Genomic DNA, 14061 nt, shown 5'->3' with positions numbered 1-14061 from the left:
CCTCGCGCTCGAGCGCGGCGGGCCGCGCGACCTCGCCGCCGTGCGCGACGGCCTCGCCGCGGCGGGCGCGGTCGCCCGGCTCCTCGCCGAGGCGGGCGATCTCCCCGCCGAGATCGAGGCCGCCCGCGCCGCGCTGGCCGATCTCCCGTCGGCGCTCGAGGTGCGCCTCGCCGAGACGCTCGCCGAGGACCTGCCGCTGTCGAAGCGCGACGGCGGCTTCGTCGCCGCTGGCGTCGACCCCGCCCTCGACGAGGCGCGCGCGCTCGGCTCGGATTCGCGCCGCTTCATCGCGGGGCTTCAGGCCCGCTACGCCGAGGAGACCGGCTGCCGCACGCTGCGCATCAAGCACAACGCGATGCTCGGCTACTATCTCGAGGTGCCGGCCGCCTTCGGCGAGGAGCTGCTGCGCGGGCCGCTCAAGGGCGGCTACATCCACCGGCAGACGATGTCGGACGCGATGCGCTTCACCACGCTCGAGCTCGGCGAGCTCGAGCGGCGCATCGCGTCGGCGTCCGAGCGGGCGGTGGCGATCGAGCACGCGATCTTCGCCGACCTCGCCGCGATGCTCGCCGGCGCCCGCCCGGCGATCCTCGCCGCCGGGGACGCGCTCTCCGCCATCGACGTCGCGGCCGCGCTCGCCGACCTCGCCGCCGAGCGCGCCTGGACGCGCCCGCTCGTGGACGAGAGCCTCGCCTTCGCCGTGGAGGACGCCCGCCACCCGGTGGTCGAGGCGGCGCTCGCGCGCGACGGCAAGCCGTTCATCGCCAATTCCTGCGACCTGTCGGGCGACGAAGCCGGCGCGATCGCCGTCGTCACCGGCCCGAACATGGGCGGCAAGTCCACCTTCCTGCGCCAGAACGCGCTCGTCGTCGTGCTCGCCCAGATGGGCGCCTTCGTGCCCGCCGCCCGGGCGCATGTCGGGGTCTGCGACCGGCTGTTCTCCCGCGTCGGCGCCGCCGACGACCTGGCGCGCGGGCGCTCGACCTTCATGGTCGAGATGGTCGAGACCGCCGCCATCCTCAACCAGGCGACGCGCCGCTCGCTCGTCATCCTCGACGAGATCGGCCGCGGCACCGCCACCTTCGACGGGCTCTCCATCGCCTGGGCGGCGGTGGAGCACCTGCACGAGGAGAACCGCTGCCGGGCGCTGTTCGCCACCCATTTCCACGAGCTCACCCGCCTCACCGAGCGCTTCGCACGCATCGACACGCTGACGCTGCGCGTGGCCGAGCACGCGGGGCAGGTGATCTTCCTGCACGAGGTGGTGAAGGGCGCCGCCGACCGCTCCTACGGCCTCCAGGTCGCCAAGCTCGCGGGGCTCCCGGCGCCGGTGGTGGCGCGGGCCGGCGAGATCCTGCGCGAGCTCGAGCGCACCGAGCGCGAGCACCCCCGCGCGGCGCGCCTCGACGACCTGCCGCTCTTCGCCGCCCCGGTGCGCACCGCGCCGCCGCCTGCGCCGGCGAAGGTCGAGGCGACGCCGGACCCGCTGCGCGCGGCGCTGGCCGCGCTCGACCCGGACGAGATGACGCCGAAGGCGGCGCTGGAGGCGCTCTACGCGCTGAAGGCGGCAGCGGGGAAGCCGTCGTGACCGGGCTGCGCCCCGCCCTGCCCCACGAGGGCGAGGCCGTGCGCACCCTCGTGCGCGCCGCCTTCGCCGTGCACGTGCCGACGCTCGGGCGCGAGCCCGGTCCGATGGGGCACGACTGGCCGGCCTGCGTCGCCGCGGGGGAGGTGAGCGTCCTCGAAGACGAAGCGGGCGCCCTCGCCGCGGTGGCGCGCCTCGTCCCCGAGCCCGACGCGCTCCTCGTCGAGACGATCGCGGTGCGCCCGGACCTGCGCGGCACTGGGCTCGGCCGCGCGCTCCTCGCCTTCGCCGAGGAGGAGGCCCGCCGGCGCGCGCTTCCCCGGCTGCGGCTCTACACGAATGCGCTGATGGCGGAGAACATCGCGCTCTATGCCCGCCACGGCTACCGCACGACGCACGAGACCGGGGAGCCGCCGATGCGGAAGGTCTGGATGGAGAAGAAGATCGGTTGAGCGACCGCGCCTCCGCTCACAAACCCCGCACCAGCACCGCCTGCTTGTCGAGGCCCACCCCCGTCATCCGCCAGCCGCGGCGCTGGTAGAAGTCGATCGCCTTCGTACCCTGGCCGGTGGCGAGCCAGGCCTGGGCGTGGCCGGCCTGCTTCAGGGCGGCCGTCAGCGCCTCGTGCAGCGCGGTGCCGTGTCCCTGCCCCTGGGCCGGATCGATCACGAACATGGCCCAGACGTAGCCGTTGAGCGGGTTCGCGCAGGCGAAGCCCTGGAGCGTGCCGTCGGCGTCGGCACTGGCCAGGAAGATCCCCTCGTCGAGGTACCAGAACACCTCCTGGTCGCTGATCGCGGTCGGGTCCGCGAGGCGGTTCTCGGACACGCCGAGGCGGATCTCGGCGATGCGGGGCAGGTCCTCGGCACGGGCGGGGCGGATCGTCGGCACGGGGCGGCTCCGGAAGGGACAGCGAACGGGCGCGGTGGAGACCTCCCGTAGCACCGCGCGAACGGCACGGCTGTCGCGCCCGCGCCACAGACGGCGGGCGACGTGCGCCGCCGGCGCGGAGCGTGGCGACACCTACAGTCGTCCTCAACCAGAGCATATCTAAACCGTCGTCCGTCGAACTATAATGCAGCCGAATCGACCTCCACCCGGGAGCCTTCGGCCACCATGACCCACCACCCCGCCCCCTCCGTCTCCGATGCCGCGCCGCCGCGCCCCGTCCTCCCGGCCGGCCTGCCCGAGCCCGTCGACGACGGCGCCTGCGCGCATCTTCCCGGCCGCGCCCTGCCGGACATCGCGCTCGCCGGCTCGCACGGGGAGGACGTCGTCCTCGCCCGAATGCCCGGCTGGAGCGTGGTCTACTGCTACCCGATCTCGGGCGAGGACGACTCGATCCTCCCCGACGGCTGGGACCTGATCCCCGGCGCCCGCGGCTGCTCGCCGCAGAGCTGCTCCTTCCGCGACCACGCCGCCGAGCTCGCGGCGCTCGGCGCGCGCGTCTTCGGCCTCGCGACGCAGCCGCCGGCCTACCTCGCGGGCGAGGTGGCGCGCCTGCACCTGCCCTTCCCGCTCCTCTCCGACGAGGCCCTCGCCTTCCAGCGGGCGCTCGCCCTGCCGCTGCACGAGGTCCCCGTCGCCGGCAGCCGCGTCCTGCGCCGCGTGACGCTGATCTGCGCGGGCGGCACGATCCGAGACGTGCACTACCCCGTCTTCCCGCCCGACCGCGCCGCGCAGGCGACGCTGGCGCGGCTGCGAGGGCTGGTGGGGGCAACCCCGGCCGTATCGACCGGCTGATCGGCCCTCGGTTGCCGCATCCCGACCAGGTGTAACCTCCCCGCTTGTCATCGACGATCGCATATGCAACCTTGATCGCGCTCCGTTCCCGAGCCGTCGAGGGTCTCAATGGTCACGCGCGTCTTCACCGTCTCGTTCGAGGGCGTCGAGGCGCGGGCGGTGGAGGTGCAGGTCCAGGTCGCGCCCGGGGAGCTGAAGTTCAACGTGGTCGGCCTGCCGGACAAGGCGGTGGGCGAGAGCCGCGAGCGGGTGCGCTCGGCGATGATCTCGTCGGGCCTGGCGCTGCCGTCGAAGCGGATCACGGTGAACCTCGCGCCGGCGGACACGCCCAAGGAGGGCAGCCATTACGACCTGCCGATCGCGCTCGGCCTGATGGCGGCGCTCGGCGCCATCCCCTCGGACGCGCTCGAGGGCTTCACCGTTCTCGGCGAGCTGGCGCTCGACGGCTCGATCACGCCGGTCGCGGGCGTGCTGCCCGCCGCGATCGCCGCGCACGGGCGCGGCCAGGGGCTGATCTGCCCGCGGGCCTGCGGGCCGGAGGCGGCGTGGGCGTCGGAGGAGATGGCGGTGATCGCGCCGGAGAACCTCATCCAGCTCGCCAACCACTTCAAGGGAACGCAGGTCCTCTCGCGGCCCGAGCCCGCGGTCGCCGTGCGCGGCGGGAGCCTGCCGGACCTCAGGGAGATCAAGGGGCAGGAGAACGCCAAGCGCGTGCTCGAGATCGCCGCCGCGGGCGGACACAACCTGCTCATGTCCGGCCCGCCCGGCGCCGGCAAGTCGATGCTCGCCCAGCGCCTGCCCTCGATCCTGCCGGCTCTCTCGCCCCGCGAGCTGCTCGAGGTCTCGATGGTCCACTCGGTGGCCGGGCTGATCGAGGAGGGCCAGCTCTCCGATCGGCGGCCGTTCCGCGCCCCGCACCATTCGGCGTCGACGGCGGCGCTGGTGGGCGGCGGCGTCACCGCGCGCCCGGGCGAGATCTCGCTGGCCCACCGGGGCGTGCTGTTCCTGGACGAATTGCCCGAGTTCCAGCCGCAGACGCTCGACAGCCTGCGCCAGCCGATGGAGACGGGAGAGGTGATGATCGCGCGCGCCAACGCCCGATGCACCTACCCCGCCCGCTTCCAGCTCGTCGCCGCGATGAATCCCTGTCGCTGCGGACAGGCGACCGAGCCCGGCTACGCCTGCCGGCGCGGTCAAGTGGAGCGCTGCATGGCGCAGTACCAGGCGCGCCTTTCCGGCCCGTTGCTCGACCGCATCGACCTGACGATCGAGGTGCCCGCCGTGCGCGCGGCGGACCTGATCCTCCCGCCGCCGGGGGAAGGCTCGGCCGACGTGGCCCGCCGGGTCGCCGCCGCACGCGCCGTTCAGAGCGGACGCTACGCCGCCCTCGGCTTACCCGCCAGCACGACGAACGCCGCCTGCCCCGCCGCCGTGCTCGACGACGTCGCGACACCCGACGCGCAGGGTCTCGCGCTGGTTCGCGACGCGTCCGAGGCGATGAAGCTCTCCGCGCGCGGCTACCACCGCGTCCTGCGCGTCGCCCGCACGCTGGCCGATCTCGACGGCTCCAGCCGGCTCGGCCGCATCCACGTGGCCGAGGCGCTCTCGTACAGATCGCATCTTGATCGCCGTAGAGTTGCCGCATAGGGGCATGTTCGCATCGCAGCATCTCGGATTTGTCTCGCACCACCGACTAGGCTATGGTTGCTATCGTCTCGAAATTAGATCACCAGGAACGGGTTGGTGATGAGCGCGCATCTCCACACCGGCGACCTCTCTAGCGATGCCCGTGCGATGCTGGCCGCGGTGTCGAAGGTGGACGACCCCGGAGCCATGCTGTTCGAGCTGGGGGTGGCACTTGGCCGGTTCGGCGTCGAGAACATCGTGGTCGCCACGTTCGAGCGCGCGGGCTCGCTCGGTGTCGACGCGATGCTTCTGCAGAAGCTCCCGAAGGACTGGCTTCGGACATACGTCGAGCGCGAGTACGGGCGGCACGATCCGGTCCTGCGGCTCTGCACGCGAACGAGCCGTTCGTTCGCGTGGTCGGAAGCGACGCGGGCGTTCGCGACCAACGATCGGTCAGACGAAGTCATGGCTGCCGCCCGTCTCCACGGAATGGCCGAAGGCTTGTGCATGCCGATCCACAGCCGGCGGGGGCTCGAAGGATGCGTTTCGGTGAGCGGTTCGTGGCTCGACGTCGCCCCGAGGGTGCAACCCGTGCTCGAGGTCGTCGCGCGCGAAGTCTTTGGACGGTGCCGCGAGATGGCGTTGAGGGCGAATTCTCGTGCTCCATCACGCCTCACGCGGCGTGAACGCGACGTCCTGTGCCTCGCCGCGCGAGGGCTCTCGGCGGCGGGGACAGCCGCGACCCTGGGCATCTCCGAAAGAACCGTGACGTCTCACATGACGAGTGCGTGCCGGAAGCTCGACGCTCCGAACAAGACGGCGGCGGTCGCCGTTGCAATCGGACGCAACTTGTTCGATCCGGCACATCGGAATTTCTGACGATATCGCACGTGACGCTGCTGGCCCATTATCGACAGCGTCGAACCGTGTCCCCCGGTGTCGGGGCGGAACGGTGTTTCGGGAGGCCGACGAGGCTGGAATGCGTAACGAGAACGATGCCGATCGCGATCCACATCGAGCTGGCGGGAATACACCGTCGAATCGCATGACCATGGATGAACAAGACGCGAGATACCTGAAATTACTAGAAGAGCCGCTTGTAGAAGATATCTTCGAGCTGGCGGTCATGATGGAGGAAAAGGAGCGAAAGCTTGCATTCGACCTCATCGTAACAATTCTGAGCAACAAGAAGTCGATCTGAACTCAGAACACGCTCGGCAAATACGAGAATGGGACACGATCCTCTTGGGTCGAAAAATATCCGGGGTGTTGCCTCTCCGGGAGGTTTCGTACATATTGTGGCGGCTCGGGTCCGGGCGCGTCGGTGCGCGAATGTCCGGCTCCGGAGCCTGGAGGCATCGCGAGACCGTTTCGATGAGAAATACCTCCCCCGAGAGCAATCTGTCCTTCGAGATCATCGATCGCATAAGCGCCGCGGCCAAGCTGGACGAGGGGCATGCGGTCCTGCGGGAGAACATGCATCGCTACGACCTCAAGCACGTGGCCTATCTGGGCCTGAACATCCCCTCGGAACGGCGACGCAAGCCGCTCGTTGCCGTGACGTACTCTCCGGAATGGCAGCGTCATTACGAACAGAGCGACTACGTCAATATCGATCCTGTCGTCAGCGCCGGGCTCGGCGGCATTCTGCCCATCGACTGGACGGAGATCGACCGGTCCCGCTCGACCATCCGCAAGGTGTTCGGCGAAGCGCAGGAGTTCGACGTGGGCATGCAGGGGCTGTCGTTCCCGATCCGCGGTCGCTACGGCGAGTTCGCGCTGTTCTCGATCAACGCCGATGTGCCCGCGAGAAACTGGCCGTCTCTCAAGAAGATGCTCATCAAGGAGTTCATGGTCATTTCCTACTACTTCCACTCGTGGGCCTTGCAAGTGGAGCAGATCGAGCAGAACGATTACGCTGGAAAGCTGTCGGAGCGGGAGAAGGAGTGCCTGCGCTGGTCGGCTGCCGGGAAGACGATTTGGGATACGTCTGCCATCCTTGGGTTGAGCGAACGAACCGTCAGGTTTCATCTGGAAAACGCACGGTCGAAACTCAACGCTCTCTCGACGACGCACGCCGTGTCAAAAGCAATTTCTTATGGCGTAATACCTCTACCCTAGCTAGATTACCTGTCGTTTCCGACAGGTTCATTTCTACGATGTTCATGCAAGTTTCTTTCCGTTGGCTGTGTCCCACAATCAACGGGAGAAACACAATGATCCGCGTCATCCAGAGCCACCAGCGAGGGCAGTTTCCCCGAGAGATCGATGCCATGCATCGCATCCGCAAAAAGGTCTTTCACGACCGCCTCGGCTGGGATGTGTCGATCATTCGCGACTGGGAGGTCGACGGCTTCGATGCGCTCGACTGCGTCTACCTGATTTGCGTCGACGACGAGGAGCGCGTCCTGGGTAGCATTCGCCTGCTGCCCACCATCGGCTACAATATGCTCAACGACGTGTTCCCCGAGTTGCTGCCGGACGGGACGCGCGTCGAGAGCCCGCTGATCTGGGAATCGAGCCGGTTCTCTATCGATCCTGATGCCGACGTCGAGCTGACCCGCAATCGTCTCAGCCGCCCCACGGCGGAGCTGATCCTGGGCATGAACGAGTTCGGGCGCGAGCTGGGCTTGTCGCACATCGTCACGGTGTACGACGCCTTCATCGCTAGGATCCTGCGCCGCGCAGACTGCCGCGGCGAGCCGATCTCCAGCCCGATCCGCATCGGCAAGACGATCGCCTTCGCGGCGCTGTTCGAGATCGGCGACGAGATGGAGGCCGCCCTGCGCAAGGCTAGCGGCATCACCGGCCCCGTGCTCGAGGCCGGGCACCAGACGGCGCGTTCCGACGCCGCGTGAACGACGAAGAAACAGAGGCTCTCCGATGTCGAAGGTCACCATCGAGCTCAAGTCGCGGCGAAGCAACCCGTCGGGAGACGGGCCGCTCGAGCTCTCGCCGCGCGACGTGCGCTCGCTCTACTTCGTGCGCGAACCCTACGTCGACCAGATCGTCGACACCGCCGTCATGCTGACGGAGGCCGAGCGAAAGCTCGCCCTGCGCCTGATCGAGGCCGTGCTCGAGCACCGCCGCGCCTCGCTGTCGTGAGGCGGCCTCGGCCCGCGACCGCGGGCCGAGGAGCACCGAACGCGCCGATGCGCGCCGATTCCGCAAAGGAACGTTCACCGTCTTTCTCAAGCCGACCTTCAGCCCGTGCGGCGCAGGATGCGCGAACGAGGACGGGGCGGCGCGATGGACGGTCTCTTCATCATCACACCTGTGGCCGCCGCGCTGGCATTCGCCGGCGCGGTCGCGGTCGCGGCGACGCTCGCGGCGGTCCTGATCCTGCGCGACCACATGCGGCTCGAGGCGCGCACGCGTCGGCTCGAGGCCGACGCGGAAGCGCTCCAGGACAGGCTGTGGCGTGCCGAGGAGAGCGAGCATTTCTTCCGCGCCCTCGCCGAATCGCAGGTGGACGCCATCGTCCAGCGCGACGCGCAGGGGCGCGTCACCTGGGCCAACGACGGCTTCGCCACGCTCGTCGGCCTGCCGCGGGCGGAGGTCCTGGGCCGCGCGCATGCACCGCGCGTCCTGGAGAGCCGGCCGCCGCGGCTGCGCGGCGACGGCGCGCGCCTCGTCGACGAGGCGATCGAGATGCGGGACGGCGTGCGCTGGATCGGCTGGATCGAGACGACGGCACCCGGCCGCGGCGGCGCGCCCGAGACCCTCCGAGCCGGGCGCGAGATCACCGAGCGCGTCTCGTCCGAGGCCGCGCTCGCCGAGGCCCGCGCCCGCGCGGAGGCGGCCAGCGAGGCGAAGTCGCGCTTCCTCGCCACCGTCAGCCACGAGTTCCGCACCCCGCTCGGCGGCATCCTCGGCATGGCCGACCTCATCCTCGACACGCGCTGCGACCCCGAGCAGACGACCTATGCCCAGGCGATCAAGACCTCGGGCGCCGCGCTCCTGTCGCTGATCGACGAGATCCTCGACTTCTCCCGCATCGAGGCCGGCAAGCTGACGCTCGCCCCCGCCCCCTTCGATCTCGCCGCCTGCGTCGAGGGCGTGGTCGAGCTCCTCGCGCCGCGTGCGCAGGGCAAGGGCATCGAGATCGCCGGCTTCTCCGCCGCGGACCTGCCCGCGCGCGTCGTCGGCGACGAGGCGCGCATCCGCCAGATCCTCGTCAACCTCGCCGGCAACGCGGTGAAGTTCACCGACACCGGCGGCGTGGGCGTCGAGGCGCTGGCGGAGGCTGGCGGCGGGATCGTGCTGCGCGTCTCCGACACCGGGCCCGGCATCGCGCCCGAGCGCATTCCCGCGCTCTTCGAGGAGTTCGAGCAGGGCGACGGCTCGGCGGCACGCCGCCACCCGGGCACCGGGCTCGGCCTCGCCATCACCCAGCGCCTCGTCGCCGGGATGGGCGGGACGATCGCCGTGGAGAGCACGCCCGGCGCCGGCGCACGCTTCACGGTGACCCTTCCCCTCCCCGCGGCGCAGGCCCCCGTCACCTCCGACGCGGCGGCTCCCCCTCCCCCCTCCCTCGCCGGGCGCCGCATGCTCGTCCTCGCCCGCTCGCCCTTCGAGGCTCCCTTCGTCGCGCGCCGGCTGGAGCAGGCCGGAGCGCGGGTTCACGTCGTCGCCACCGAGGGCGAGACGCTGGCGAAGATCGCCATGGCCGGCGAGGGCGCCGCCTTCGATTCGCTCATCGTCGACTGCGCGCTGGGTGACGACCTCGCCCGTGACGTCGCGGCGGCGGCGCGCGAGGCGGGCGTGTCGCGGGCGATCGTGCTGCTCTCGCCCTTCGAGCGGCGCGACCTCGGCTCGCCGGCCGCGGCGGGCTACGACGGGTATCTCGTCAAGCCCGTGCGGGCGCGATCCCTCGTCGAGCGGCTGGCGGAGCCGCTGGCGCCGCGCGCCGCGCCGGGCGCCGTCGATCCGGACGGTGCCGAGCCGGGCACGACCTCGGTGGCGCTCGCGCCCCAGCCGGCACGCCGCCGGCTTCCCGGCGAGCGCGGGAACGCGCCGCGGCCCGGCGCGCCGCGCGTGCTGCTCGCCGAGGACAACGAGATCAACGCGCTCCTCGCGCTCAAGGCGCTGGAGAAGCGCGGCGCCGTCGTCGACTGGGCCAAGGACGGGCACGAGGCGGTGGCCCTTGCGGAGGCCTCCTTCGCGGGCCTTCGGCCCGACTACGACGTCGTCTTCATGGACATCCGCATGCCCGGCCTCGACGGGCTGGAGGCGACGCGGCGCATCCGCACCCTCGAGCGCGCGCTCGGCCGCCGCCAGCCGCGCCAGATCGTGGCGCTGACGGCCAACGTGCTCAAGGAGGACGAGGAGGCGGCCCGCGAGGCCGGGCTCGACGGCTTCCTACCCAAGCCCTTCGAGCCGCGGATGCTGGAGCGGCTCCTCGGCGAGGCGGGGCTCGCACGGACGGGCTGAGCGCGGAATGCGTCCCGCCATTGCGCATTTTGCTGCGCCGGCTACGGTGACAGGCGCAACCTTTCTGTCACAATTGTGTTGAAACGCTATGGTTCAAGAGCCGAAAGGCGGACGCGGCGAGAGAATCGCGACGCGGAGGATACCGCCCGACGAGGATGTGATGGCGCCGTTTCCCGCAGTCGAAACGACGTCGAGCCGGCTTCCGAGCCGCTTCGGCTTCTTGTTGACCTCTCCCCAGATCACCAGCTTCGTCCGGCCCTTCCGCAAGAAGGGCTCCGCGGCGATCGCCTTCCTGCGGGGCGCGAACGTCGACCGCGCGCCCGTGCTGCGCCGGCTCGACCCGACGCTCGGCCGCATCGGCTCGCTGGAGGTACGCCTCGCCACCACGCCGCGGGAGATCCGCGCCGCCCAGCGCCTGCGCTACAAGGTGTTCTACGAGGCCGGGCGGGCGCTGCCGCAGACGGCCTCCGCGCTGGCCCGGCGCGACTTCGACGAATACGACGCGATCTGCGATCACCTTCTCGTGCTCGACCACGCGGCGCCGTCGAACCTCGGGGAGCCGGCCCGCAAGCTGCGCGGCATCCCCGCGCGCACCAAGCAGCCGGCGGTCGTCGGCACCTACCGCCTGCTTCGCCAGGACGTGGCCGAGCGGCATTTCGGCTTCTACACCCAGGCCGAGTACGACATCGCGCCGATCGTCGCCATGCACCCGGGCAAGCGCTTCCTCGAGCTCGGCCGGTCCTGCGTGCTGGAGAGCTATCGCACCAAGCGCACGGTCGAGCTGCTCTGGCACGGGATCTGGGCCTACGTGCTGCACCACCGCATCGACGTGATGCTCGGCTGCGCCAGCATCGAGGGAACGGACCCCGAGGCGCTGGCGGTGCCTCTGTCGTTCCTGCACCACCACGCCGCCGCCGAAGAGGGATGGCGCGCCCGCGCCGTCCCCGATCGCTACGTGCCGATGGACCGCCTGCCCGCCTCGGCTATCGACGCCAAGGTCGCGCTCCACGCGCTGCCGCCGCTGATCAAGGGCTACCTGCGGCTGGGCGCCCGCTTCGGCGACGGCGCCGTGGTCGATGCGCAGTTCGGCACGACGGACGTCCTCGTCGTGCTGCCGGTCTCGACGATCAACCCGCGCTACGTCGCGCATTTCGGCGCCGACGCGGGACGGCACGCGGCGTGAGCGGGGGCGGCGCTCAGGCGTCCTCCCGGAGCAGCGCCGCGATACCCTCCCGATAGGTCGGGTAGAGCAGCTCCACACCCAGCTCCTCGCGCAGGCGGCGGTTCGAGACGCGCTTCGAGGTGGACCAGAAGCTGCGGCCCATCGGGCTCAGCTCCGCCTCGTCGAAGGGTACTTCCGGCGGCGGGGCGATGCCCGCCACCTCCGCGGCATGGGCGATTACGTCCTGCGGCGGGGTCGGCAGGTCGTCGACGACGTTGTAGACGCCCCCCGGACGGCCGCGGGCGAAGGCCGCGAGCACGGCCTGCGCGATGTCCGCCACGTGGATGCGGTTGAAGACCTGGCCCGGCTTGACGATGCGCCTGGCGGTGCCCGCGCGCAGCTGCGCAATGGGGTTTCGCCCGGGGCCGTAGATGCCGCCGAGCCTCAGCACGCACGCACGCTTGCCCGCCCGCGCGCCGAGGGCGCACCAGGCCTCCTCGGCCGCGAGGCGATCCTCCGCACGCCCGTGCTTGGGGGCGGTGGGCGTGTCCTCGTCGACCCAGCCGCCCTGCGCGTCGCCATACACGCCGATGGTGGAGAGGTAGACGATGCTCTCGAGCCGCGGCGCATCCGCGATCGCGTCGCCGAAGGCGTCGAGCGCGGGGTCGGCCCCTCCCCGTGGCGGGATCGAGAGGAGGAGATGCGTCGCCCGCGCGAGGTCGTCGGCGATGCGCGGATCGGTGCCGTCCGGCCCGAAGAGGCGCGCCGAGACGCCCTCGGCCTCGAGCGCGGCCGCCTTCTCCCGCGTGCGCACCGTCCCGACCACGTCCGAGAAGCCACCCCGCCGTGCCGTCCGCGCCGCACTGTACCCGAACCCGAAACCCAGCAGCATGCTCACGCCGCTCTCCCGATTGGTGATGCGGGCCGCATTGTAGGGGGGAATGGCGGGGGGTGGAACCGGTGGGGCTGTCCGCGCACGTCGACGCCGGACCGCCCCCCGCGCCCCTCACCTGAGCGGCGCGAGCAGCGTCGCCTTCGCCCGCTGGAGCCACTTCGGAGGCCGCTCCGGGTCGAGCAGGTCGTTCTCGGCGAGCAGCTCCTCCGCCGGGCCGATCGGGTCGGGCTCGTAGGGGACGAGGCCGCGCCCGGCCTTGCGCAGACGCTCGATCCCGCGCACGAGCCCCGCCTCGGCGATGGCGGCGTGGGCATCCTCCGGCGCGCAGGCGAGGTGCTCGGCGATGAGGTCGGCACGCACCTCGCGGATGCGCTCCTTCAGCCGCGCCTCCTCCGGCGCGCCCGCCACGGCCTCGATGCCGACGTCGCACTCGGTGTCGAAGCCCATGGAGCGATTGTTGAGGTTCGACGAGCCGATTCGGATCAGCCGGTCGTCGACGATCAGGATCTTGGCATGGACGTAGATGTCCGCGCCTCCATGCGTCACGGGCGTGTAGATCCGGAAGCGGTCGTGCGCGTCGGCGTCGCGCACCAGCTTGAGCAGCCGCGCCCGGGCGGTGTCCATCGTCGCCGCCTCGAGAAATCCGTCCGCCGAGATCGGGTTGACGACGACGATCTCCGGCCCGTCCGGGTCACGCAGGCGCGCCGCGATGGCCTCCGCGACCGTGCGCGAGGCGAAGTACTGGCTTTCGCAGTAGATCGTCTCGCGCGCATCGCGGATGCAGGCGAGGAGCAGGCTCTCGACCTCGAACACGCGCGGGTGGTTGCCGAACAGGGGCGCCGTGCGCGCGATGCCCACCTCGACATCGACGAAGGTCGGCGCCACCGTCCGGGGCCAGATCGGCGCGCGGGGCGGCGGCGGCTCGAGATCCTCCCCGGTGGCGAGCTTCCAGCGCTGGCGCGCATGCTCGGCGAGCGCCTTCGCGGCCTCGCCGTCGAGCGCCATCGTCGCGTCGTGCCAGGGGCCGTAGGCGCGCCCGCTCGGGCGGCGCCGGCGCGGGTCCTCGTCCAAGTGACCGCGCGTGTCCCAGCGGTCGTCCGTCATGTCGATGCCGCCGCAGAACGCGAACACGTCGTCGATCGCGACGATCTTCTGATGGTGCGCCGCGCCGGGCGGATGAGCACCGTCGAGATGGAAACGGATGTTGTCGCTCGTCGTCCAATTCAGGATCATCAGCGGCGTCGAGCCGCGGCCGAGCGCCTGGATCGCGCCGAGGTCCCACTTGAGCACGTAGATCCGCAGGTCGGGTCGCGTCTTGCCGATCCAGCGCAGGAACGCTCCCAGTGTATTGGGCCCTTCGAGCGTGGCGCCCTCCGGCTCCAGCTTGATGCGCAGGTCGAAGTCCCAGCCGATCAGCATGATCGTGTCGCGGGCGGCGAGCATCGCCTCCTTGACGGCCTTGAAATAGTCCTGGGCGTCGACCACGAGGCCCGCCCGGTCGGCGTGGGCGATCCGCCAGCAGGTGTCGCCGGGGCGCAGGATTCGGTCGGGCGCGGGCGGCGCGCCGTCGCGGGCGACGGTCGTGGGCATGAATCTCCTCCCCGGGGCGGCATCCGG

General features: G+C 71.0%; 14 protein-coding genes. 11 read left to right on the top strand and 3 right to left on the bottom strand.

All coding sequences use genetic code 11. The features are described from left to right. The coding region (mutS, locus tag ACTZWW_RS13475; protein ID WP_444781475.1) for a DNA mismatch repair protein MutS at nucleotides 1–1588 on the top strand (1588 nt) is incomplete at its 5' end. Then, nucleotides 1585–2037 (top strand): GNAT family N-acetyltransferase, encoded by a 453-nt coding sequence (locus tag ACTZWW_RS13470; protein ID WP_444781474.1) that lies wholly within the window; start codon nucleotides 1585–1587, stop codon nucleotides 2035–2037. The genes mutS and ACTZWW_RS13470, both read left to right, overlap by 4 nt. A 16-nt stretch (nucleotides 2038–2053) precedes the next feature. Here the strand turns inward: ACTZWW_RS13470 and ACTZWW_RS13465 are convergent, their stop codons facing one another. After that, nucleotides 2054–2476 (bottom strand): GNAT family N-acetyltransferase, encoded by a 423-nt coding sequence (locus ACTZWW_RS13465; protein ID WP_444781473.1) that lies wholly within the window; start codon nucleotides 2474–2476, stop codon nucleotides 2054–2056. Between the two features lie 225 nt (nucleotides 2477–2701). Between ACTZWW_RS13465 and ACTZWW_RS13460 the strand changes: the two genes are divergently transcribed. The 9 genes from ACTZWW_RS13460 (at nucleotide 2702) to olsB (ending at nucleotide 11570) form a co-directional block, all read left to right on the top strand. Then, a complete protein-coding gene (locus ACTZWW_RS13460; RefSeq protein WP_444781472.1) occupies nucleotides 2702–3328 on the top strand; it encodes a peroxiredoxin in 627 nt (208 codons plus the stop codon). Nucleotides 3329–3436: 108 nt separating this feature from the next. Beyond that, a complete protein-coding gene (locus tag ACTZWW_RS13455; protein WP_444781471.1) occupies nucleotides 3437–4975 on the top strand; it encodes a YifB family Mg chelatase-like AAA ATPase in 1539 nt (512 codons plus the stop codon). Between the two features lie 99 nt (nucleotides 4976–5074). Then, the gene (locus ACTZWW_RS13450) at nucleotides 5075–5833 is read left to right on the top strand and encodes a LuxR family transcriptional regulator (RefSeq protein ID WP_444781470.1); all 759 of its coding nucleotides are present in this window, start codon (nucleotides 5075–5077) and stop codon (nucleotides 5831–5833) included. 100 nt (nucleotides 5834–5933) lie between these two features. After that, nucleotides 5934–6155, top strand: a complete 222-nt coding sequence (locus ACTZWW_RS13445) for a hypothetical protein (RefSeq protein WP_444781469.1) — start codon at nucleotides 5934–5936, stop codon at nucleotides 6153–6155. A 173-nt stretch (nucleotides 6156–6328) separates the two neighbouring features. Beyond that, entirely contained in the window at nucleotides 6329–7075 is a 747-nt protein-coding gene (locus ACTZWW_RS13440) for a helix-turn-helix transcriptional regulator (protein ID WP_444781468.1), read from the top strand. Between the two features lie 95 nt (nucleotides 7076–7170). Beyond that, nucleotides 7171–7812, top strand: coding sequence for an acyl-homoserine-lactone synthase (locus ACTZWW_RS13435; protein WP_444781467.1), 642 nt, complete (start codon nucleotides 7171–7173; stop codon nucleotides 7810–7812). A 25-nt stretch (nucleotides 7813–7837) separates the two neighbouring features. After that, nucleotides 7838–8059, top strand: a complete 222-nt coding sequence (locus ACTZWW_RS13430) for a hypothetical protein (protein WP_444781466.1) — start codon at nucleotides 7838–7840, stop codon at nucleotides 8057–8059. A gap of 144 nt (nucleotides 8060–8203) precedes the next feature. Further along, on the top strand, nucleotides 8204–10387 hold the full coding sequence (locus tag ACTZWW_RS13425) for an ATP-binding protein (protein WP_444781465.1): 2184 nt from the start codon (nucleotides 8204–8206) through the stop codon (nucleotides 10385–10387). A gap of 160 nt (nucleotides 10388–10547) precedes the next feature. Next, nucleotides 10548–11570 (top strand): l-ornithine N(alpha)-acyltransferase, encoded by a 1023-nt coding sequence (gene olsB / locus ACTZWW_RS13420; protein ID WP_444781464.1) that lies wholly within the window; start codon nucleotides 10548–10550, stop codon nucleotides 11568–11570. A gap of 13 nt (nucleotides 11571–11583) precedes the next feature. Here olsB and ACTZWW_RS13415 read toward each other — a convergent pair whose 3' ends face one another. Both ACTZWW_RS13415 and ACTZWW_RS13410 read right to left on the bottom strand, forming a co-directional pair. Next, nucleotides 11584–12441, bottom strand: coding sequence for an SDR family oxidoreductase (locus ACTZWW_RS13415; RefSeq protein WP_444781478.1), 858 nt, complete (start codon nucleotides 12439–12441; stop codon nucleotides 11584–11586). Nucleotides 12442–12555: 114 nt separating this feature from the next. Beyond that, nucleotides 12556–14034, bottom strand: a complete 1479-nt coding sequence (locus ACTZWW_RS13410; RefSeq protein ID WP_444781463.1) for a phospholipase D-like domain-containing protein — start codon at nucleotides 14032–14034, stop codon at nucleotides 12556–12558. Nucleotides 14035–14061 lie beyond the last annotated feature (27 nt).

The sequence above is a fragment of the Salinarimonas sp. NSM genome, assembly GCF_052380005.1.
Taxonomy (GTDB): Bacteria; Pseudomonadota; Alphaproteobacteria; order Rhizobiales; family Beijerinckiaceae; genus Salinarimonas.
Note: the sequence above shows the minus strand (reverse complement) of the source record. Positions and strands in the feature narration are given on the sequence as shown.

Bases quoted from the DNA above. Each gene is read 5' to 3' on its own strand.
- ACTZWW_RS13440 (WP_444781468.1), top strand. From the start codon at position 6,329: ATGAGAAATACCTCCCCCGAGAGCAATCTGTCCTTCGAGATCATCGAT.
- ACTZWW_RS13425 (WP_444781465.1), top strand. From the start codon at position 8,204: ATGGACGGTCTCTTCATCATCACACCTGTGGCCGCCGCGCTGGCATTC.
- olsB (WP_444781464.1), top strand. From the start codon at position 10,548: ATGGCGCCGTTTCCCGCAGTCGAAACGACGTCGAGCCGGCTTCCGAGC.
- ACTZWW_RS13435 (WP_444781467.1), top strand. From the start codon at position 7,171: ATGATCCGCGTCATCCAGAGCCACCAGCGAGGGCAGTTTCCCCGAGAG.
- ACTZWW_RS13410 (WP_444781463.1), bottom strand. From the start codon at position 14,034: ATGCCCACGACCGTCGCCCGCGACGGCGCGCCGCCCGCGCCCGACCGA.
- ACTZWW_RS13460 (WP_444781472.1), top strand. From the start codon at position 2,702: ATGACCCACCACCCCGCCCCCTCCGTCTCCGATGCCGCGCCGCCGCGC.
- ACTZWW_RS13430 (WP_444781466.1), top strand. From the start codon at position 7,838: ATGTCGAAGGTCACCATCGAGCTCAAGTCGCGGCGAAGCAACCCGTCG.
- ACTZWW_RS13415 (WP_444781478.1), bottom strand. From the start codon at position 12,441: ATGCTGCTGGGTTTCGGGTTCGGGTACAGTGCGGCGCGGACGGCACGG.
- ACTZWW_RS13445 (WP_444781469.1), top strand. From the start codon at position 5,934: ATGCGTAACGAGAACGATGCCGATCGCGATCCACATCGAGCTGGCGGG.
- ACTZWW_RS13455 (WP_444781471.1), top strand. From the start codon at position 3,437: ATGGTCACGCGCGTCTTCACCGTCTCGTTCGAGGGCGTCGAGGCGCGG.
- ACTZWW_RS13450 (WP_444781470.1), top strand. From the start codon at position 5,075: ATGAGCGCGCATCTCCACACCGGCGACCTCTCTAGCGATGCCCGTGCG.